Consider the following 20,278-nt stretch of genomic DNA (forward strand, 5'->3'; position numbering starts at 1 on the left):
AAAAGAGGCCGTCCGGATCATCGGACGGCCTTCCTCAAGATGGTATCTGTCACATCTCCCTTAAATATTTTTTACATCCGCGCCGGTGTAAATCTTTCCGTTTGTAATCGCTACCGGGCGTTTCAGAAAAGAATACTCCTGTAATATCAGGCTGCGATAATCATCTTCCGTTAATTTTTTTTCATGCAACCCCATTGGCCGGTACTGCTGCGACCTGCGACTGAACAAGGATTCATAACTGCCGGAAAGCGCTTTCATTTCATCCAGCTGGGCAGGGGTGATCTTCTCTTTCTTAATATCCTGTAATATAAATCCCCGCTCCTTTGCCTTCGTTTCTTCCAGTATCTTTTTACAGGTACTGCAGGTCGACAAATGATAAATTTTATTCATTCTTTTTTATTTTTTTTATTTGTAAAGTTACATCCTCACCTTATATGGTAGTACTATCTTAATTTTGCAGATTCAAATTAAATCATGTAGGTTTAGCAATGGAAAAGAAATTATTTTTACTGGACGCCATGGCGCTGATTTACAGGGCTTATTACGCCCTGATCAGGAATCCCCGCATTACCAGCGCGGGAAGAAACACCAATGCGCAGTTTGGTTTTACCACTACTTTACTGGACCTCATCAACAAAGAAAAGCCTACCCATATAGCCGTTGCGTTTGACACGCATGCGCCTACCGAACGTCATACAACTTATACTGATTATAAAGCCAATCGCGAAGATGCCCCGGAAGACCTCCTGGATGCATTGCCGGATATAAAACGGATCATTGAAGGATTCAATATTCCTGTAGTAGAACTGGATGGCTATGAAGCAGACGACGTAATAGGCACACTGGCATGGCAGGCTGCAGATGCAGGCTATACCGTGTATATGGTAACCCCGGACAAAGACTATGGGCAACTGGTTCGTGATAATGTGTTTATCTACAAACCGCCATACATGGGCAACAAGGAAGAAATCATGGGGCCGAAGGAAGTATGCGAAAAATGGCAGATCCAGGACGTGCACCAGGTAATTGATATCCTCGGCCTGATGGGCGATGCCGTAGACAATATTCCCGGTATTGCCGGCATTGGCGAGAAAACAGCAATGAAACTGCTGGCACAATATCACACCCTCGAAAATGTGCTGGATAACGCCGATACCATAGGCGGTAAAATGGGAGAGAAGATTAAAGCGGGCCGTGAAAATGCCCTGCTCTCCAAGGAACTGGCCACTATCATTACCAATGTACCGGTTACCTTCCACGAAGAGGATTTTTGTATCAAAGATTGTGATAAAGGAAAGCTCACCGACATTTTTATGGAGCTGGAATTTAAAACACTTGGCAAAAGGATACTGGGAGAAGGATTTGCCGGCAGCGCCAGTGTGGAAGCCAAAGCACGGGTAGTTCAAACAGATCTTTTCGGCACCACCGTAGTTACAGAAGAAGTTACCGTGACCACGGAAGAAACAGTGGAAACCGGCAATATCCTGCAGGCGGATAAAAATATTCATAATACACCTCACGAATACGAGGTTATTGATACCCCGGAAAAAAGGACTGCCCTGCTACAGCAATTACTGCAGCAATCCGAAATTTCTTTTGATACGGAAACAACCGGCACGGATGCCAATGAAGCAGAAATTGTAGGCATGAGCTTTTCCTTCAAAAGAGGATCTGCCTACTACATTCCCATGCCGGCAGATAACACAGCAGCACGCGCCATCATTCATGAATTTACCCCTCTCTTCCAGCATCCCAGTATTGTGCTCATCGGGCAGAATATCAAGTATGATATGCTGATCCTGAAATGGTATGGCATGGAAATTACCACTTCCCTGTTCGATACCATGCTCGCTCACTACCTGATTGAACCGGAAGGCCGCAGGAGCATGGATGCGCTCAGCGCCCAATACCTCCAGTATGAGCCGGTTTCCATAGAATCGCTCATCGGCAAAAAAGGGAAAGGCCAGGGCAACATGCGGGATGTGGAGATAGAAAAAATTAAAGAATATGCTGCTGAAGATGCCGACATCACATTGCAGCTGAAAGAAAAATTTGCGCCGATGCTGCCTGAAAAGGCGGTGGACAACGTTTTCTACGATATTGAAAATCCACTCGTGAAAGTGCTCGCCGATATGGAGTATGAAGGTATTGCCCTCGATACCCAGGCACTGGCAGATTACTCCAGGGAACTGGAAAAAGAGATCAAACGGGCGGAAGAAAGTGTATACGAGCAGGCTGGCGTACGTTTCAAACTGGCATCCCCCAAACAACTGGGTGAAGTACTGTTTGAAAAATTACAACTGGATCCCAAAGCAAAGAAAACACGCACCGGCCAGTACGCCACTGGCGAAGACGTACTGCAGAAGCTTTCCAACAAACATAAAATAGTAGAGGATATTCTTATTTTCAGGGAACTGAGCAAACTGAAATCCACCTACGTAGATTCGTTACCGTTATTGCTGAATAAACGTACCAACCGGATACATACTTCCTATAACCAGGCAGTAGCAGTAACCGGCCGTTTAAGCTCCAATAACCCTAATCTCCAGAACATCCCGATCCGCACAGACCGGGGACGTGAAATCAGGAAAGCATTTATTCCCCGCAACGAAGAATACGTGTTGCTCTCTGCTGATTACTCGCAGATTGAATTACGTATTATTGCCGCTATCAGTGAAGACAAAGAAATGATGGCTGCCTTTCAGCAGGGAATAGATATTCACGCTGCTACCGCCGCCAAAGTGTATAACGTAGCGCTGGAAGACGTTACCCCGGATATGAGGCGTAATTCAAAGAGTGTCAACTTCGGAATCATTTATGGCGTAAGCGCTTTTGGATTGTCTGAAAACCTCGGCATCCCCCGCAGCGAGGCCAAAATGCTGATCGATAACTATTTCGCACAGTATCCGTCTATTAAAAAATATATGGACGACCAGATAAAATTTGCTTCCGAAAAAGGATATGTTCAAACCCTGCTGGGACGCAAACGCTGGCTAAAGGACATTAACTCTTCCAATGCTGTGGTACGTGGCTTTGCGGAAAGGAATGCTATTAATATGCCCATCCAGGGCACGGCGGCAGACATGATAAAACTGGCAATGATCGCCATACACAAAGCATTCAAGGAACGAAATCTCAAGTCCCGCATGCTCCTGCAGGTACATGACGAATTGGTTTTTGATGCGCATCGCTCTGAACTGGATATTATTAAACCCCTTATATTAGATCTCATGCGCAACGCCTTGCCCCTGGCCGTTCCGGTTGAAGCGGAAATGGGCACCGGTAACAACTGGCTGGAAGCGCATTAAAATCTGGCTGTAGCAATAGCTTTTAGCAGGTAATAACTGACCCGGGAAATTTTCTTCCGGTGGGTTGTTAAATGCTAAAAGCTAATGAATTAAATGCAAAAAGCCACTATTGTATTTCCCAAAACAGTTTACTAGTTTTCAAACATGATCCAAACACCTCGACTACAATTGTTGCCGTGCTCACTGGAGTATTTCGAATTGCTATTACAGGGCAACGATCACCTGGCCGACCTGCTTGGTATTTCTATTCCGGAAGGTTGGACAGAGTATCCTGAAATGGTACTGGTAGCATATGATAAGTTGCGCAACGACCCTGCCATGCTGGGCTGGTTCTTTTACCTCGTGATTCACCGCGCGGATAAGCGTTTAATTGGCGCCGGCGGTTTTAAAGGCAAACCCAATGAAGACGGCCTGGTGGAAATGGGCTATGAAATAGCCGCCGATTACCGGGAAAGAGGACTGGGAACCGAAATGGCGGAAGGGCTTATCCGTTTTGCATTCGGACACTCATACGTTCACCGGGTAATTGCCCACACCGAAGAAGAGTATAATGCCTCCGTTAAAATATTACAAAAAGCGGGGATGCGATTTGTAGGTACATTTAAAAATAAAGAAGGAGAAGATCTCTGGGAATGGGAGATTACCCGGAATCACTACCAGGAAAAATAACTGTAATTCAAGTGAACAATCATTAAAAAGTAGCTGTAGCAAGCCCCGTTCATCCATCTTTTCGTCTGTCTAATACGCACTTTCCCTTATTTTTGGTCCTTGTTTTTAAACCAATCATTGATATACTCATGAAGAAATGGATAATGTGCGCTGCCATGCTTTGCAGCGTTGGAGCCTATGCACAAAACAGTACCAACGTGGAGGGAAGTCGCTACCAGTTTACCGTTTTAAAAAACCTGGATGCGGGAGATGTGCAGAACCAGGGCCGTACCGGCACCTGCTGGTCTTTTTCCGGCCTCTCTTTCTTTGAATCAGAAATACTGCGTACCGGTAAAAACAAAGGACTGAACCTCAGTGAAATGTTTGTTGTACGCAAAATGTATCCTTTAAAGGCTGCCAACTATGTACGTATGCACGGAAAAGCCAACTTCGGTGAAGGCGGTGGCTTCCCCGACGATCTGCTTTGCCTCCGCGAATACGGCCTGGTTCCGCAAAGTGTATACGATGGCAACAAGGATAAAATATATAACCACGCCGAAATGGAAAGTCTCCTGGAAGGCATGGTGAATAAAATCGGTAACGCACAGGGTACTATCAACCCCGACTGGTCAAAAGCTTTTGACGGCGTGCTCAATGCCTATATGGGCGATGCCCCAGAAAAATTCCAATATAACGGTAAATCCTATACGCCGCAGTCATTTGCAAAAGAACTGGGCCTGAATGCGGATGACTATGTACTGATTTCTTCCTTTACCCATCACCCATACAATTCACAGTTTGTACTGGAAGTGCCGGATAACTGGAACTGGGAAAAAGTATATAACGTAAACCTGAATGACTTTACCAACATCGCTGAAAATGCCATCATGAATGGTTACACCATTGCATGGGCTGCCGATGTAAGTGAAAAAGGATTCAACTTCAAAGACGGACTGGCCATTGTTCCTGAAAAAGACTGGACTGATATGTCTGCCGAAGAAAGAAAAAATGTTTTCCTGGAGCCAGGTAAAGAAAAAGCCATTACGCCTGAAGTTCGCCAGAAAGCTTTCGATAACTTCGAAACACAGGATGATCATGGTATGCACATCGTAGGCCTGGTGAAAGATCAGAATGGCAATAAATATTTCCGGGTGAAGAACTCCTGGGGCACCGATAACCCCGGCCAGGGATATTTCTATGCTTCTGAGCCATACTTCGCGTATAAAACCACCTGCTATATGGTAAACAAAAAAGCGCTACCGGCAGATATCGCGAAGAAACTGGGTATTAAATAATTTTTTTAGAGAGATAGAAAAAGAAGGGGGACTATGTGTTAAAACTGTTCCCCGGAAAAAATACTTCAGGAGCCGGTCTTGTTTTAGACCGGCTCTTTTTTTACCGGATCTGCTTTCAAAACCGCTGTACCTCCTTCTCTTTTACTTTTACCTAAGCTAGTGCATGGAAAATGCCTCATACCTGCTTAGCGCACGGAACAAGTGCCCGCCTATTCCCCCTTGGATGTGATAATAAAAAAGGTTCAAAGCCGCCAGACCGAATCTGTTCCGGTTTAAAATAAACGTTCAGCGTCATGGATCCCATCATTGTTGGAGTTGGAGGTCATGAGATTCCAGAAATGAACCGGCTTATTATCTTAGATCATTAACCCTTTTTTTAGAATCAGAAGATGCAGGCGTTATTCCTGGTATAAAACACACGCTGTTATCATAACCGTTTTACAGAGCAGGTGATTTTAACAGCTATACAAAGGAGATCATCGTGTTCTGTGCATCCAACCCCCCGGTATTAAACCGCTATTTTTCAGGCCATTTCTCATATTTATCTTTTTAAAATATATTTGCCCTGATCAACTAATTATCATTGACTTTGTCAATTATTATCTTTCAAAATAAATACAACAAAAGAGATCAGCGTTTTCCTTCCTGCTGCTGGGCATAAGAATAGCTTCCTAAACGGAATTTAAGTGGTAACCCGGTTTGTTTCTGCCAGGCCCATTCCTTTTTGCAGAAGAACCCAAAATGTTGCTGGTAATAAGCATCAGGGGCAAAGCGGTAAACAGGGGCAGCTACAGGCTCCCGGGCGGGGAATGTATGAGGCAAAGAAGAAAATGTGCTAACCGGTTTTAGCCCGAAACCGGCCGGCCGGAAAACAGGGGTGTCTGTTAAAGTAAAAGACGTCGGCTTCATGGCCGCTAACCACAATGGTTTCATTATGCGGATTTGCGCTCCGGCTATTATACCGGAGAATAAACAAAACACACAAATCCACCATCGTTTCTGCATATATTATCAGGATATTTCTTCAAAACTTCCAATGCCTTCACGGATCAGCTCCGGCGCCGGGCCCGTGCAATCCACCACTGTAGAAAAGCCCATACCGCCCGGGCCCCCATCTATCACAATATCTACCAGTTTTCCAAACTTCTCATAAATGATCTCCGGGTCCGTGTATTCTTCTACGTAATCATCTATCGGCAACGTGGTGCTCATAATCGGGTTGCCCAATTCTTTCACAATAGTGCGGCAGATATTATTATCAGGCACCCTGATACCCACCGTGTCTTTTTTCGTTTTCAATAATTTAGGCACCAGCCGGCTAGCCGGTAAAATAAATGTGTATGGGCCGGGCAATGCCTTTTTCAACATACGGAAAACAGGCGTGTCCACGCTCTTTGCATAGTCCGACAAATGACTCAGATCATAACAGATGAACGAAAACTGTGCTTTTTTCGGATCTATCTGCTTAATTCTTGCAATACGCTCTATGGCCTTATGTTGCGTAATATCACAACCCAGGCCATACACCGTATCAGTTGGATAAATAATAATCCCTCCGTCTTTCAAACATTCAATGATCGTTTTTAAATGACGGGGATTCGGGTTATCCGGATGTACGTTTAATAGCATATATAAAGTTAACGATTGTGCGTCACTTTCAGGTTTTTAGCCTACCTTTCGTCCCGATTTTTCTAAACCTACGCGATGAATTTAAAAGGCATTGTTCCCAGAACGTGGAGGAGACTGAAGAGGGTAGTACTGGTTTTAATTGTTGCGCAATTTTTATACATCCTGCTGTTGAAATGGGTGAATCCGCCTATTACTATCACTGAAATAGCCAGCTGGTTCAGCCTCTGGGGAACAGACAAAAAACTGCAGAAAACATGGGTGAGCTATGATGAAATATCCCAACATGCCAAACTGGCCGTAATAGCCAGCGAAGACCAGCTTTTTACAGACCATAACGGGTTCGACTTTAAGTCGATTGAAAAAGCAATGAAGCATAACCAGCAAAGCAAAAAAATAAAAGGAGCCAGCACTATCAGTCAGCAGGTTGCTAAAAACGTGTTCCTCTGGCAGGGTCGCAGCTGGTTCAGGAAGGGCCTGGAAGTATATTTCACCTTCATGATCGAAAAAATATGGGGTAAACAGCGTATCCTCGAGGTATACCTGAACGTGGCAGAAATGGGAGAGGGGGTATTTGGTGTGGAAGCTGCTGCACAGGTAAACTACCATAAAGATGCAGCCAGCCTGAACAGGGAGGAAGCCGCCATGATAGCCGCCTGTTTACCTAACCCAATTAAGTATACCATCAATCCGCCTGCACGGATCACATCTTACCGGCAGCGGAGAATACTTGTACAAATGCGCAATCTCTCGCCCGACCCGGATATAATGGAACTGGTTACCGGCAGGAAATAATCAGCGCCGGTGCAGCAACTGTTGCACAGCAGCTATTGCCATCGCCTCACGATCTTCATAACCGCCCCTGATATCTTTCCATTCAACGCCGGAATTTATGACTATCTCCCGGTAAATATTATAAAAATAATGACGCATTTCGGGGTCCGGATATTCCCTTTGCGGATCTTCCTCCCAGGGCAGATCAATATAAGTAAGCAGGTACAGATCACAACGCTGACGGGCTATCTGCTGTAAAATGCGCGGATCACAACGCCCGTATTTATGTTCGCTCCATACCTTGATCACGTACAGATCAGTATCACAGATCAATACTTCATTGGCCTGGCTGGCCATGTGCTGCTCAAGTGCTATCTGGCCGGCTGCAATTTGCAGAAGATCAGCTTCTTCGTACGGCCGTTGGAGTTGGTCGATGTACTCTCGCGCATATTCCGGCGTCCATACGGTATTGAAATGCTTCGCCAGCTTTTCGCTGAGCGAGCTTTTCCCCGTAGATTCAGGTCCTATAACAACTACTTTCTTCATGTATGTTCTTCTCTTTGCAACACCTCTTTTCTCCAGCTAAGATACCCGAATATGGCGATGGTAAATAAAAAGATCGTTAATCCGGCGGTAAGATACAGGTGCTTGTACAACAACAACGGGATAGCCACCAGGTTGGAAATATTCAGCAATATCCAGTTCTCCAGCTTCCGTTTAGCCAGCAGCCACATACCTGCACAGGCAGTGGCAGATACAAAGGCATCCATTACCGGTACATTTGAATCGGAGAAACGGCTTAACAGGAAATAAAAAATCCCCCAACCGGCCAGGGCTATAAAAATGGCGGTAAGCAGTTCCCTGCTGTTGCTGCGCATCACCGGCGTAGCAGGTTGTTCCGGGCCTTTCTTTGCCCAATAGAGCCAGCCATATACGCTCATCACAAGGTAATATGCATTCAGCGCAGCATCCGCATACAGCTTGAAGTGCTCCCTGGACAGGAGGTAGGTGTAAATGCCTGTGCTCACAATACCGGTAGGATATACCAGTATGTTATTATTTTTTTGAAAGATGACCGATAAGACAGCAAAGAAAACAGCTACCGCTTCCAGCCAGGTCATCTGGTGAAGACCTTCTAATATGCCCTGGTATAAATCGTTCATAATGCGAATGTGGATCAATAATTCCGGATTATGTCAACCGGGATGCGGCTAATACCACATCCCGGAAAATTATTTTTTTTCTCCTATCAGTGTACCGGATACGTTCCAGAAGCTCTGGCTGCTACCTTCCGGCTTACCCTGTGGAATAGCTACCTGTATAGTATGCTGTCCCGGAGTGATATCAGGTAAAGAGATGAACACCGGGGATGTAAGCGTACCCGGACACCAGTTGGAACGGCTCAGATCAGAGGAAGAAAGCCCGTTGCCAAAATTACCGGAAGCAGGATTCAACAAACGGTACGTCGCGCAATCTGTGCGCCATGGAATAAAATGATATACCCGTTTTCCATCTACAAAAATTTCATTTTGCCTGGGATTGAATTCATCTCCACCTCCCCAGCCACCATGGCCGGTAGTCAGGAATCTTAACTGAATATTTCTGACGCCTTCCGGAATGGTGACGGTCACACTGAGGGAATCTTTATCAAAGAGGGTCGCATACTCCTGCCCGGCCATTTCCATCAGGTTGGTGGTATTGAAAACAGGATATATCCAGTTGGCCGCCGGGCGGTTCTCGTCTTCCGGATCACCCGGATAATATTTAAGACTAAGGCTTACTTTATGACCGCCTTTATCATAGTTGCCAATATAAACGCCCAGCCATACATCGCCTTGCAGGCGGCTATGCAGCTCGGAGATATCCTGTTTATAGATCACGGAATCGGCCCAGTTGTAACCGGCGATTTTTACCTGGTTATTAAACTGCCGGACACCGAATGGTGTGAAGAAACGCAGCACTTCCATAGCAGGTAAATAATTGTCCGTTGCTACCATGCCCTGGTATTGCTTTCCGTTTTTAGCAGTGAATAACGGCAACGCCCCTACGCCTTTCTGAAGGCCGTCCAGGAAAGAAATGGCTTTATCTGCCGGGATCATAAATACCGAGCCTGTTCTGTCGTAGGCATCACCATTGGAGTATTGGGTAAGCTCCGCAAAAAGTGTTTCTCCTTTCCGGGCTGCCGGTAAATTTATTTTTTTAAGGATGACTGTACCACCCGCAAAATGATAGGTTTGATTGAGCTGTTCCCCCGGGGGATTAGGCGTGTTATTGCCCCAGCTGATCTGTTCCTGGTCAAATACCGGCAGGGTAGTGTACCGGCTGTCGATCACCTGCCGCATATATGCAGCGTCATTTACCAGGATACCGGTATTGGAAGGCCAGGCCAGCGCTGTTCCGGTCACTTTGCCCCAGGTAATTTTTTTTGCCAGGGTTTCGCTGTTACCATTACGCACTATTTTAAGCACCAGGCCCAGGCCTGGTGCAATAGTAATATTTGGCGTTCCCTTCAGCGGCAGCGCATTGGTATACCATACTTCTATGGTGTTAGACCTGATAAACAGTTTGGCTTTTTTACAGGGATATCCCAGTATGGTGGCGGTATCGGGCAATAATTCAGGGGTGGCATATTCAGAAAATGCTTTTTTCAGCGTATATACTTCCCCGTTGGGAAGACTTAACACCTGCAGGGTCACCTGCTCCTGTAGCTCCAGGAACTGCTGTTCCTTCTGTTTACCGTTGCCGGGAACAATGTGTGCCCGCTGATGGTCGATGATCAATTGCAGCCCGTTACCAGGAATTTCTTTCCCGTTGCTGCTGAAGCCGTAAGTGATAATAGCCGATGCGCTATCCACCGGTTTCTTTCTTTGCGCCTGTACCGGTTGCAGGGCGAGGATCAAGCCGGTAATGATCAGTAGTAGTAGTTTTCTCATTATAGCTGTTTGCTTGTATTATCAGGGATACCGCTCCGGTAAATGCTAAAAAAAAGCACAGCCATAAAGACTGTGCTTTCGTTTAACACTATCATTCACTCAACTATGGCTTATTCTGCTTCTGCCACTACTTCTTTCACTTCCGGGATCATGCGCTTCATCATGCCTTCAATACCGGCTTTCAGCGTGATCATGGAGGAGGGGCAGCCCGAACAGGAACCTTGCAACATCAGTGTAACCGTACCATTTTCATAGTCTTTGAACTGAATGGCACCGCCATCCATTTCAACTGCCGGTTTCACATAGTTTTCAAGTAACTCCTTGATCCGTTTTACCACGTCTGTATCATCTGCACTCACTTCATTGCTCGCTGTAGATTTGGTAATTACCACCTCATCTTCGTTGATAACAGGGCGGGAGTCCTCCAGGTATTCCTTCAGGAAGGCCTTCACGGTAGGAATTATATCGTTCCAGTCGGTTTCGCTGGTTTTGGTAAGCGTAATAAAGTTAGCCATAATAAATACGCCCCTGATGAAAGGGAAGCTAAACAGCTCTATGGCTAAAGGAGACGGTTTTGCACTGGCTTCATCCGGGAAATCAATACTTTTACCGGGGTACAGGAGCTTGTTCGCCACAAACTTCATGGTTTCCGGGTTTGGCGTCATCTCCGTATATATGCTGATGATTGGATTTCCTGTTTTAATCATTTTATCCTAATTTACTTCTGCAAAGGTAACATTTTTCAGGCAGATTTCCGGGATGCATCTGAATGTAGCCTATTGAAATTACCAATCCGGATATAGTTCCCAGTAATATCCCCGTCACTCCTTGATCTTCTACATATTATACAAATTTTTCATTATGTTATTAAAAGAACTTTCTCCAAAAATTCACGACGCGCTGAACCAGCAGGTAGAGATGGAAGCAGCCTCCTCCCAATATTATCTTGCTATGGCCTCCTGGGCGGAGGTGCAGGGTTATAACGGCGTGGCCCAGTTCCTGTACCGGCATTCCGACGAGGAAAGAGCCCATATGCTGAAGCTGCTGAAGTTTATCAACGAAAGGGGCGGTCATGGCCTGGTTCCGGCTTTAAAGCAACCTACCGTGAAATTTAAGAGTATCCATGCCATTTTTGAGCATGTGTTCAGCCATGAACTGCTGGTTTCTAAAGAAATCAATAACCTGGTGGATATGTGCCTGAAGGAAAAGGATTATGCCACACATAATTTCCTGCAATGGTATGTTACCGAACAAATTGAAGAAGAGCGCCTTGCCCGCCAAATTCTCGATAAATTAAAGCTGATAGGGGAGGACAAGGGCGGTCTTTATATTTTCGACCGGGATCTCGCCACCCTGGATACCAACGACAGGCACTAATATCTGATTTAATTTCTGCGTGCCACTTATTACTTTTGTAACTATATATGCAAACATTCAAAGTTTTAAAAGCACGCAAAAGAATTGCCCTGATTGCTCACGACCATAAAAAGGCGGAGCTGATAGAATGGGCCACTTATAACAAAACGGTACTTAGTCGCCATGAACTGTATGCAACCGGCACCACCGGCCTGCTGATAGAACAGGCGCTGGATGTATCTGTGAGAAAACTCCTGAGTGGTCCCCTGGGCGGCGACCAGCAAATTGGCGCCCTGGTGGCCACCGGGGAACTCGATGTGATCATCTTTTTCTGGGACCCGATGGAGGCTTTGCCTCACGACCCGGATATCAAGGCCCTGCTTCGCCTCGGCGTGGTATGGAATATCCCGATGGCCAGCAACCGGGCATCTGCAGATTTTCTCCTTACATCCCCTCTGATGCACCAGGAATATGAAGCCATTCTTCCGGATTATAGCCAGTATACAAAAAGAAAGATTTAGCCAACCGCTGCTACCTGAATTTTCCGTACTTTAAATAAAAGCTACGGGAATGAAAATTTATACCCTCTTCTTCGCAGCCATACTGGTTGGCCTGGCTTTTCCATGCCATGCACAAAACGACAGCAGTAAGGCGGCCGCGACTCCCTCACCAATTCACAACTGATCCACACCACCCGCCTGTTAAGAGAAAGCGATTCCCTTCAGAAAGCAGACAATGAACAAAAAAAAAAACTGCAGCAACAACTGGCGGAAATCAATAACGATAATGACCACCGCAAAAAAGAACTGCAACAAAAACTGGCTGCTTTTGTAATGGCCGATTCCCTCATAGGATGGCTACTTCTGATCATCCTTTTTTTCCTTCATCGTTTATGGTATCAACCGTTTGTTCAAACCACTACGCAGAAGAATTGTACGGGAAAAAGACCGCTATTTTAAGGGGGTTAAAGTAAAAGAATATGCATTGCTGAACCAGCAAAAGCAGGTAGGCATTGTTTTTAATATCCTGCGCATTGTGCGGATCATCGCCATTCTTCCTGTTTTTTATATTACCCTGCCCTTGTATTCAGCATTTTTCCATAGACAAAAGGGATTGCCGATATACTGATCAGCTGGACATTATCTCCCATCAAATCCATCCTGATGGGATTCCTTCATTATCTCCCTAAACTACTTACAATCATCGTGATCTACCTGGTAACAAGATATCTGGTGAAATTTGTGAATTACCAGGCAGAAGAAGTGGCTACCGGCAATCTTACTATCAATGGCTTTTATGCCGCCTGGCAATCTCCCGGAAGATTACCAGGCGCCGGCTACAAAGCTTAAGATGGAAAAAGATTAGTTCGCTATCTTCATAAGAATCACATATTTGTATCGGATCAGCCCTGCTTTTTGCTATTTTCGCATCTTACGGTAAAAAAAAGTCAGGCTGATGTTGAAGCAATTTATAGCAGGCATAATATTATTGATCATTGGAATGCAGCAGGCATGGGCACAATTGCCTCCAAAACGCGAACTGAGAGCGGTATGGATTGCCACTGTGGAAAATATTGACTGGCCGTCCAGGCGGGGATTGAGTACAGAACAACAAAAACAGGAGTTCGTCGCAATACTTGATCAGCAGCAACGGAATGGTATGAACGCTGTAGTGGTACAGGTTCGCCCGGCTACCGATGCCTTTTATGCTTCGCCTTATGAGCCCTGGTCTGAATATCTCACCGGCGTACAGGGCCAGGCTCCTAATCCTTATTATGATCCTTTACAGTTCATGGTAGAGGAAACCCATAAACGCGGTATGGAGTTTCATGCATGGTTTAACCCATACAGGGCCGTGTTCAATACCAGTCGCAGCAGCGTGGCCCCCAATCATATCACCCGCCTGAAACCGCAATGGTTTGTTACCTACGACAATAAAAAATATTTTGACCCGGGCATTCCTGAAGTGCGCGAATATGTAACTGCAGTGATCCGTGATGTGGTAAAACGCTACGACATAGATGCCGTACATTTTGACGACTATTTTTATCCTTACCGGGTTCCCGGAAAAGAATTCCCCGATAACAGCTCCTACCGGCTCTACGGCAATAATATGCTGCGGGACGACTGGCGCCGCGCCAATACAGACGCTATTATAAAAATGCTGAGCGTGGCAATAAAAGCGGAAAAGCCCTGGGTCAAATTTGGCATCAGCCCCTTTGGCGTATGGCGTAATAAAGACAAAGACCCCGAAGGTTCTTATACCAAAGGTGGCCAAACCAACTACGACGACCTGTTTGCTGATATCCTGAAATGGCTGAAGAATGGCTGGATTGATTATGTAACCCCCCAGATCTACTGGGAGCGCGGGCACCGGCTGGCCGACTATGAAATATTACTGAACTGGTGGGGCCAGCATGGTTACGGGCGGCAGGTGTATATCGGTCATGGCGTATACCGCATAGGCAGCAATGCAGCCTGGAAAAACCCGAATGAATTACCGGCACAAATAGAAGAGGCCAGGACACTGAACACTATCCAGGGGAGTATGTTTTACAGCGCGGCCTCTTTCCGCGGCAACCCCCTTGGCATTGAAGATGCTCTGCGTACCCACCTTTATAAATACCCGGCCCTGCGGCCGATTATGCAATGGCTGCCTAAAGAAACTCCGGAGGCCCCTTACTTTATTGATGCCTTTGAAAGGCCTGGTGGACTGGAAATACACTGGGCAGATGATGACACCAGCGGTCATACCAAACAATATGTATTATACCGGTTTGAGCAAAATGAGGCAATTAACGTAAGCGACCCTACGAAAATAATTGGTATCCTACAGCAGTCGTCTGATCCTGAGTTTAAGGACCACACTTATATAAAAGGAAAACTGTATACCTATATTGTAACGGCGCTCGACAGGATGCAGAATGAAAGCCACATCAGCGAACCTTTGCGTATGCGACAGGTAAATGGCAAGGCGCAATTCCTTTTTGAGCCGTAGCCGCGGGGACAAAATTTTGTGTGATCAATTGTGATGGATAGCTATCTTCCCCGGTTTGCACATAGGCCTTTTCACCCATCATTTGTGTGCGCTCCCCAATGCGGAGATCCTGTACAACCTATATAAGCCGTGGTTTTCCGGGAACGAACATTCCTCCAAAGGTGTTATTTACGTATTCCTGGAGATACCCGCCCATTTCCTTATCCGGTACCGCTTCAACCTTGTTATTAAAAAGCCCGGTTTGTAAAAACCCTATGCGGGCGGTATCCCACACCGCGCTAAGCACGGTGATACTGGATATTTTAGCCTGCTGGCTGTCGGCGGTAAAAAGGGATGCCTTTTCCAGGCTTACTTTTTTATGTGGAGCAGGCGCTTCGGCTTGTTCCTGGGCGTAACCCGGCCGTAAAGCCCCCGTAAGCATCACTAAAAATATACCTGTAAAAAGTTTGTAGGACATACAATTGGTATAGGTTGTCATATTAATAAAGGGTATCATCTAAATATAATATATGGAGGGCAAAAAGTACCCGGTCGTAAAGGAAGCATCTTTCGGTAAGCCTGTCAGGCTGAGCCGTAAAACCGGTCCAATTTGTCCTGAGAGAGCATCCATTTTTTTAAAAACTCTAACAATTCGCGGTATCTTTTTATTTTTTTCTAAATTTTAACCGTCTAACAAAAGTTTATATAAAAAATACCGCATTCCTTTAGTATCTTTAAACCGTTCCCGAATTATATCGTACACCATCACCCGCGGCGCAAGTCTGAAGGGAAGGGTGTGCCAAAGCAAAAAATCTAAACCAAATGGATGAAGTGAAGCAAACGCAAGGTTTATACCGTCCGGAATTTGAACATGATGCCTGCGGAACAGGATTTACTGCCCATATTAAGGGCCGTAAATCCCACCATATTATTCGTGATGCCTTAACCATGCTGGAAAACATGGAACACCGCGGAGCCTGCGGCTGTGAGCAGAATACGGGTGATGGTGCAGGGATACTGTTTCAAACGCCCCATGAGTTCCTGTATGATGAATGCCTGAAACTGGGCATCGCGTTACCGGAATTTGGAAAATACGGTGTGGGCATGGTCTTCTTTCCGAAAGAACCACGCTGGCGTGAAGAATGCCGCGAGATCTTTCAACGCAGCGCAGAGAAACTGGGCCTGGAGATTCTTGGCTACCGTAAAGTACCGGTACGCCCGGATGGCATTGGTGAATCTGCCCTTTCTGTAGAACCGGAAATTGAACAGGTATTTATTGCCTGTCCTTATCATATCAGTGATCCGGAAATCTTTGAGCGCAAATTATTTGTGCTCCGTAACTATGTTTCCAAAACAGTTCGCAATACAGTTCCTAAAGAGAAGTCACTGTTTTACATTGCCTCCCTCTCTTATAAAACAATTGTATATAAAGGTCAGCTCACCACTTACCAAGTACGTCATTATTATACAGACCTGAGCGATGAGAAAATGGTTTCTGCCTTTGCTCTCATCCACTCCAGGTTTGCGACTAATACATTCCCGAGCTGGAGACTAGCTCACCCGTACAGGTATATCGCTCACAATGGTGAGATCAATACGCTGAAGGGCAACCTTAACTGGTTACGCGCCGGCGAAAGGGACTTTATTTCCAAATACTTCACCAAAGAAGAAATGGAAATGCTGCTCCCCATCGTGGAAGAAGGCCAGTCCGACTCCGCCAGCCTGGATAATGTGATTGAACTGCTCACCATGACAGGCCGTTCCCTGCCACATGTAATGATGATGCTGGTTCCTGAAGCATGGGATGGTAATGAAGATATGGGTGAAGAAAAGAAAGCATTTTACGAATACCATGCTTCCCTCATGGAGCCATGGGACGGTCCTGCTTCCATTTCCTTTACTGATGGTAAAATTATTGGCGCTACCCTCGACCGTAACGGGTTACGTCCAAGCCGCTTTGTAGTAACAAAAGACGATCGCGTGATCATGGCTTCTGAAGCCGGTGTATTACCGATTGATCCGAAAAATATCAAAGAAAAAGGCCGCCTGCAGCCCGGTAAAATGTTTATCGTAGACATGGACCAGGGTCGCATCATAGGGGATGAAGAGCTGAAACAACAGATCTGCTCCCAGCAACCTTATGGCGAATGGCTGAATAAATATAAGATCCGCCTGGAAGAACTGCCTGAACCAAGAGTAACCTTTACTCACCTGGAGCACGACCAGATCTTTAAATACCAGCGCGCATTCGGTTACAGCACTGAAGACCTGGATAACATCATTGCCCCAATGGCTATTGATGGCAAGGAACCTGTTGGCTCCATGGGCACAGATACCCCGCTGGCAGTACTGAGCAACCAGCCACAGCATCTCTGTAACTACTTTAAACAACTGTTCGCACAGGTAACCAATCCGCCAATTGATCCTATCAGGGAGAGACTGGTAATGTCGCTGGCTACCTTTGTGGGTAACAACGGTAACTTGTTGGATGAGGATCCGCTGCACTGCCACGGTTTGGCACTGCGTCACCCGATCCTCAACAACCACGAGCTGGAAAAGATACGCAGTATCGATACCGGTTTATTCCAGGCCAAAACATTACACACCTACTTCAAGGCCGACGGCAAGCCCGGCTCCCTGGAAAAAGGACTGGCCCGCTTATGCCGCTACGCGGTAGATGCAGTGGAAGATGGTTTTGAAGTAATCATCCTGTCCGACCGCGCTATCGATTCAGAACATGCTGCTATTCCATCTATCCTCGCAGCTTCCGCCGTTCACCACCACCTGATCCGCAAGGGTTACCGTGGCCAGGTAGGACTGATCGTAGAAGCCGGCGATGTTTGGGAAGTTCACCACTTTGCCTGCCTGCTGGGCTTTGGCGTAACCGCTATTAACCCATACCTGGCACTCAGCACTATCCGCGATATGAAGCTGAACGGCAAACTGGATACCACACTGGATGTAGATAAACTGAAGAAGAACTATATTAAAGCAATCTGCGATGGTCTGCTGAAAGTGTTTTCCAAAATGGGCATCTCTACCCTGCAATCGTACCAGGGTGCGCAGATCTTTGAAATACTGGGTATCAACCAGGCAACAGTGGATAAATATTTCACCGGCGCCGTTTCCCGTATACAGGGCCTGGGTCTGGATGAAATTGCCCGCGAAACACTGGCGAAACACTGGATGGGCTATGGCCGTAAAGAAACGCCAGTACAGCGATTAACAGAAGGTGGCGTATACCAGTGGAAACGTAAAGGAGAATTCCATCTCTTTAATCCAACTACTATTCACTATCTACAGCTGGCCACCCGTATGGGCGACTATGCAGCCTTCAAAAAATATTCGAAAGCGGTAAACGATCAAAGTGAAAAAGCGGCCACCTTACGCAGCCTGTTCACTTTCAAAAAGAATCGTCCGTCTATTTCAATTGATGAAGTAGAACCGGCTACCAGCATCTTCAAGCGCTTTGCTACCGGTGCTATGAGCTTTGGATCTATTTCACACGAGGCACACTCCACACTGGCGATTGCAATGAACCGTATCGGTGCAAAAAGCAACACCGGCGAGGGTGGAGAAGATGAGCTGCGTTATGAGCTGCTGGAAAACGGCGACTCAATGCGTTCTGCCATCAAACAGGTAGCCAGCGCCCGTTTTGGGGTTACCAGCTACTACCTGACCAATGCCGACGAATTACAGATTAAAATGGCGCAGGGTGCAAAACCCGGCGAAGGGGGACAGTTGCCCGGCCATAAAGTGGACGACTGGATCGCGAAAGTAAGGCACTCCACACCTGGCGTGGGTCTCATTTCTCCGCCTCCTCACCACGATATTTATTCTATCGAGGATCTGGCGCAGCTGATCTATGATCTGAAAAACGCCAACCGTGCCGCCCGTATCAGCGTGAAGCTGGTATCTAAAGCAGGTGTGGGAACTATCGCAGCAGGTGTTGCAAAAGCACACGCTGATGTGGTGCTGGTTTCTGGCTTCGACGGCGGTACCGGTGCTTCCCCGATAAGCTCAATCAAACATGCCGGTTTACCCTGGGAGCTAGGTTTAGCCGAATCTCACCAGACACTGGTAAAGAATAAGCTCCGCAGCAGGGTAGTGCTGCAAACAGATGGCCAGCTGAAAACCGGCCGCGACATTGCCATTGCTACTTTACTGGGTGCCGAAGAATGGGGTGTTGCCACCGCAGCCCTCGTGGTAGAAGGTTGTATCATGATGCGTAAATGCCATGTAAATACCTGTCCTGTTGGTGTTGCTACCCAGGATCCGGAACTGCGCAAACGCTTCAACAGCGATCCGCAACACGTGGTAAACCTGTTCACTTACCTCGTGGAAGAGCTCCGCGAAATCATGGCCGACCTGGGCTTCCGTACCATCAACGAAATGGTAGGCCAGGTAGAATGCCTCCAGATGCGCGATAACATCACCAACTGGAAAACACAGAAACTGGATCTGTCACCGATCTTATATAAAGAAGAAGCTTCTGCCGAAACAGGCCTGTACAAACAGGAAGAACAGGATCACGGCATCAGTGAAGTGATCGACTGGCAACTGCTGAAGGCCGCACAGCCCGCACTGGAAAAGAAAGCCAGGGTGTACCAGCAGTTCCCTGTAAAAAATACAGATCGTACCATTGGTACCATCCTGTCTAACGAAATATCCAAACGCTACAAAAGCGAAGGATTACCGGAAGATACCCTGCATTTCAAATTCATCGGGTCTGCAGGACAGAGCTTCGGCGCCTTTACCACTAAAGGTTTAACGCTGGAACTGGAAGGAGAAGCCAACGATTACTTCGGTAAAGGACTGTCTGGCGCCAAGCTGATCCTTTATCCACATGGAGAAGCAGGATTCAAGGCAGAAGAAAATATCATCGCGGGCAACGTTTGTTTCTATGGAGCTACCTCCGGCGAAGCTTTCATCCGCGGCAAGGCAGGAGAACGTTTCTGTGTACGTAACTCCGGTGCTACTGTAGTAGTAGAAGGAGTAGGCGATCACGGATGTGAATATATGACCGGCGGTAAAGCGGTGATCCTGGGTGAAACCGGCCGCAACTTCGGAGCAGGTATGAGCGGCGGTATCGCTTATGTGTACGATGTGAAAGGCACTTTCGCCAACCACTGCAACAGGGATATGATCGACCTGGATCCGCTGGACCAGGAAGATGTAGCACAGCTGCAGGACCTGATTACTAAACATCATGCCTATACGAACAGTACAGTAGCGAAGTTTATCCTGAAAGACTGGGAAAACCAACTGCGTCATTTCGTGAAAGTATTCCCGAAAGAATACAAGGCAGCGTTGAAATCAGCTAAAACACAGGGCCAGAAAGTGGGTCACTAATTGAACAATT

At 46.5% G+C, this 20,278-nt stretch carries 17 protein-coding genes; 9 read left to right on the plus strand and 8 right to left on the minus strand.

What is annotated here, in order from left to right; all coding sequences use genetic code 11:
* Positions 1-60: 60 nt before the first annotated feature.
* On the minus strand, positions 61-390 hold the full coding sequence (locus FN124_RS09615; protein ID WP_142684514.1) for an arsenate reductase family protein: 330 nt from the start codon (positions 388-390) through the stop codon (positions 61-63).
* 98 nt (positions 391-488) lie between these two features.
* Here FN124_RS09615 and polA point away from each other — a divergent pair, with 98 nt between their 5' ends.
* The 3 genes from polA to FN124_RS09630 all read left to right on the plus strand — a co-directional run bounded on the left by polA (position 489) and on the right by FN124_RS09630 (position 5,251).
* A complete protein-coding gene (gene polA / locus FN124_RS09620) occupies positions 489-3,308 on the plus strand; it encodes a DNA polymerase I (protein ID WP_142684515.1) in 2,820 nt (939 codons plus the stop codon).
* 144 nt (positions 3,309-3,452) lie between these two features.
* Positions 3,453-3,977: a GNAT family N-acetyltransferase gene (locus FN124_RS09625; protein ID WP_142684516.1), complete on the plus strand. Its 525-nt coding sequence runs from the start codon at positions 3,453-3,455 to the stop codon at positions 3,975-3,977.
* 128 nt (positions 3,978-4,105) lie between these two features.
* Positions 4,106-5,251, plus strand: coding sequence for a C1 family peptidase (locus FN124_RS09630; protein ID WP_142684517.1), 1,146 nt, complete (start codon positions 4,106-4,108; stop codon positions 5,249-5,251).
* Positions 5,252-5,881: 630 nt separating this feature from the next.
* On the opposite strand, the gene FN124_RS09635 is transcribed toward FN124_RS09630, so the two are convergent.
* A complete protein-coding gene (locus tag FN124_RS09635) occupies positions 5,882-6,184 on the minus strand; it encodes a hypothetical protein (RefSeq protein ID WP_142684518.1) in 303 nt (100 codons plus the stop codon).
* A 78-nt stretch (positions 6,185-6,262) separates the two neighbouring features.
* Complete coding sequence (locus tag FN124_RS09640) at positions 6,263-6,880, minus strand: L-threonylcarbamoyladenylate synthase (RefSeq protein ID WP_142684519.1); 618 nt, start codon at positions 6,878-6,880, stop codon at positions 6,263-6,265.
* A 75-nt stretch (positions 6,881-6,955) separates the two neighbouring features.
* On the opposite strand from FN124_RS09640, the gene mtgA reads away from it, so the two are divergent.
* Complete coding sequence (gene mtgA, locus FN124_RS09645) at positions 6,956-7,672, plus strand: monofunctional biosynthetic peptidoglycan transglycosylase (protein WP_142684520.1); 717 nt, start codon at positions 6,956-6,958, stop codon at positions 7,670-7,672.
* Here mtgA and FN124_RS09650 read toward each other — a convergent pair whose 3' ends face one another.
* The 4 genes from FN124_RS09650 to FN124_RS09665 all read right to left on the minus strand — a co-directional run bounded on the left by FN124_RS09650 (position 7,673) and on the right by FN124_RS09665 (position 11,291).
* Positions 7,673-8,197, minus strand: a complete 525-nt coding sequence (locus tag FN124_RS09650; protein ID WP_142684521.1) for an ATP/GTP-binding protein — start codon at positions 8,195-8,197, stop codon at positions 7,673-7,675.
* On the minus strand, positions 8,194-8,814 hold the full coding sequence (gene pnuC, locus FN124_RS09655) for a nicotinamide riboside transporter PnuC (RefSeq protein ID WP_142684522.1): 621 nt from the start codon (positions 8,812-8,814) through the stop codon (positions 8,194-8,196). The genes FN124_RS09650 and pnuC overlap by 4 nt, the downstream gene beginning before the upstream one ends.
* A gap of 69 nt (positions 8,815-8,883) precedes the next feature.
* Complete coding sequence (locus FN124_RS09660) at positions 8,884-10,584, minus strand: PNGase F N-terminal domain-containing protein (protein WP_142684523.1); 1,701 nt, start codon at positions 10,582-10,584, stop codon at positions 8,884-8,886.
* A gap of 110 nt (positions 10,585-10,694) precedes the next feature.
* Positions 10,695-11,291 carry a NifU family protein gene (locus tag FN124_RS09665; RefSeq protein ID WP_079471504.1) on the minus strand — a complete coding sequence of 199 codons (597 nt, stop codon included), beginning with the start codon at positions 11,289-11,291 and terminating at the stop codon, positions 10,695-10,697.
* A gap of 154 nt (positions 11,292-11,445) precedes the next feature.
* Between FN124_RS09665 and FN124_RS09670 the strand changes: the two genes are divergently transcribed.
* From FN124_RS09670 to FN124_RS09685, 4 genes are all read left to right on the plus strand, one after another.
* Complete coding sequence (locus FN124_RS09670) at positions 11,446-11,961, plus strand: ferritin (protein WP_142684524.1); 516 nt, start codon at positions 11,446-11,448, stop codon at positions 11,959-11,961.
* 47 nt (positions 11,962-12,008) lie between these two features.
* Positions 12,009-12,461 carry a methylglyoxal synthase gene (locus FN124_RS09675; RefSeq protein WP_142684525.1) on the plus strand — a complete coding sequence of 151 codons (453 nt, stop codon included), beginning with the start codon at positions 12,009-12,011 and terminating at the stop codon, positions 12,459-12,461.
* Between the two features lie 642 nt (positions 12,462-13,103).
* Positions 13,104-13,289 carry a hypothetical protein gene (locus FN124_RS09680; protein WP_142684526.1) on the plus strand — a complete coding sequence of 62 codons (186 nt, stop codon included), beginning with the start codon at positions 13,104-13,106 and terminating at the stop codon, positions 13,287-13,289.
* Positions 13,290-13,395: 106 nt separating this feature from the next.
* Positions 13,396-14,937, plus strand: a complete 1,542-nt coding sequence (locus FN124_RS09685; protein WP_142684527.1) for a glycoside hydrolase family 10-like protein — start codon at positions 13,396-13,398, stop codon at positions 14,935-14,937.
* Positions 14,938-15,055: 118 nt separating this feature from the next.
* Here the strand turns inward: FN124_RS09685 and FN124_RS09690 are convergent, their stop codons facing one another.
* Positions 15,056-15,394, minus strand: a complete 339-nt coding sequence (locus tag FN124_RS09690; RefSeq protein ID WP_142684528.1) for a hypothetical protein — start codon at positions 15,392-15,394, stop codon at positions 15,056-15,058.
* A gap of 344 nt (positions 15,395-15,738) precedes the next feature.
* Between FN124_RS09690 and gltB the strand changes: the two genes are divergently transcribed.
* On the plus strand, positions 15,739-20,268 hold the full coding sequence (gene gltB, locus FN124_RS09695; RefSeq protein ID WP_142684529.1) for a glutamate synthase large subunit: 4,530 nt from the start codon (positions 15,739-15,741) through the stop codon (positions 20,266-20,268).
* Positions 20,269-20,278: the final 10 nt, after the last annotated feature.

Origin of the sequence: Chitinophaga polysaccharea, assembly GCF_902150045.1 — a bacterium.
Lineage (GTDB): Bacteria > Bacteroidota > Bacteroidia > Chitinophagales > Chitinophagaceae > Chitinophaga > Chitinophaga polysaccharea_A.

What these genes read in the sequence shown, in the direction of transcription:
- FN124_RS09635 (WP_142684518.1), bottom strand. Translation starts at nt 6,184, where the DNA reads ATGAAACCATTGTGGTTAGCGGCCATGAAGCCGACGTCTTTTACTTTA.
- FN124_RS09640 (WP_142684519.1), bottom strand. Translation starts at nt 6,880, where the DNA reads ATGCTATTAAACGTACATCCGGATAACCCGAATCCCCGTCATTTAAAA.
- FN124_RS09685 (WP_142684527.1), top strand. Translation starts at nt 13,396, where the DNA reads ATGTTGAAGCAATTTATAGCAGGCATAATATTATTGATCATTGGAATG.
- FN124_RS09660 (WP_142684523.1), bottom strand. Translation starts at nt 10,584, where the DNA reads ATGAGAAAACTACTACTACTGATCATTACCGGCTTGATCCTCGCCCTG.
- FN124_RS09630 (WP_142684517.1), top strand. Translation starts at nt 4,106, where the DNA reads ATGAAGAAATGGATAATGTGCGCTGCCATGCTTTGCAGCGTTGGAGCC.
- FN124_RS09675 (WP_142684525.1), top strand. Translation starts at nt 12,009, where the DNA reads ATGCAAACATTCAAAGTTTTAAAAGCACGCAAAAGAATTGCCCTGATT.
- FN124_RS09650 (WP_142684521.1), bottom strand. Translation starts at nt 8,197, where the DNA reads ATGAAGAAAGTAGTTGTTATAGGACCTGAATCTACGGGGAAAAGCTCG.
- pnuC (WP_142684522.1), bottom strand. Translation starts at nt 8,814, where the DNA reads ATGAACGATTTATACCAGGGCATATTAGAAGGTCTTCACCAGATGACC.
- FN124_RS09690 (WP_142684528.1), bottom strand. Translation starts at nt 15,394, where the DNA reads ATGTCCTACAAACTTTTTACAGGTATATTTTTAGTGATGCTTACGGGG.
- mtgA (WP_142684520.1), top strand. Translation starts at nt 6,956, where the DNA reads ATGAATTTAAAAGGCATTGTTCCCAGAACGTGGAGGAGACTGAAGAGG.
- gltB (WP_142684529.1), top strand. Translation starts at nt 15,739, where the DNA reads ATGGATGAAGTGAAGCAAACGCAAGGTTTATACCGTCCGGAATTTGAA.
- FN124_RS09670 (WP_142684524.1), top strand. Translation starts at nt 11,446, where the DNA reads ATGTTATTAAAAGAACTTTCTCCAAAAATTCACGACGCGCTGAACCAG.
- FN124_RS09665 (WP_079471504.1), bottom strand. Translation starts at nt 11,291, where the DNA reads ATGATTAAAACAGGAAATCCAATCATCAGCATATATACGGAGATGACG.
- polA (WP_142684515.1), top strand. Translation starts at nt 489, where the DNA reads ATGGAAAAGAAATTATTTTTACTGGACGCCATGGCGCTGATTTACAGG.
- FN124_RS09625 (WP_142684516.1), top strand. Translation starts at nt 3,453, where the DNA reads ATGATCCAAACACCTCGACTACAATTGTTGCCGTGCTCACTGGAGTAT.
- FN124_RS09680 (WP_142684526.1), top strand. Translation starts at nt 13,104, where the DNA reads ATGGGATTCCTTCATTATCTCCCTAAACTACTTACAATCATCGTGATC.
- FN124_RS09615 (WP_142684514.1), bottom strand. Translation starts at nt 390, where the DNA reads ATGAATAAAATTTATCATTTGTCGACCTGCAGTACCTGTAAAAAGATA.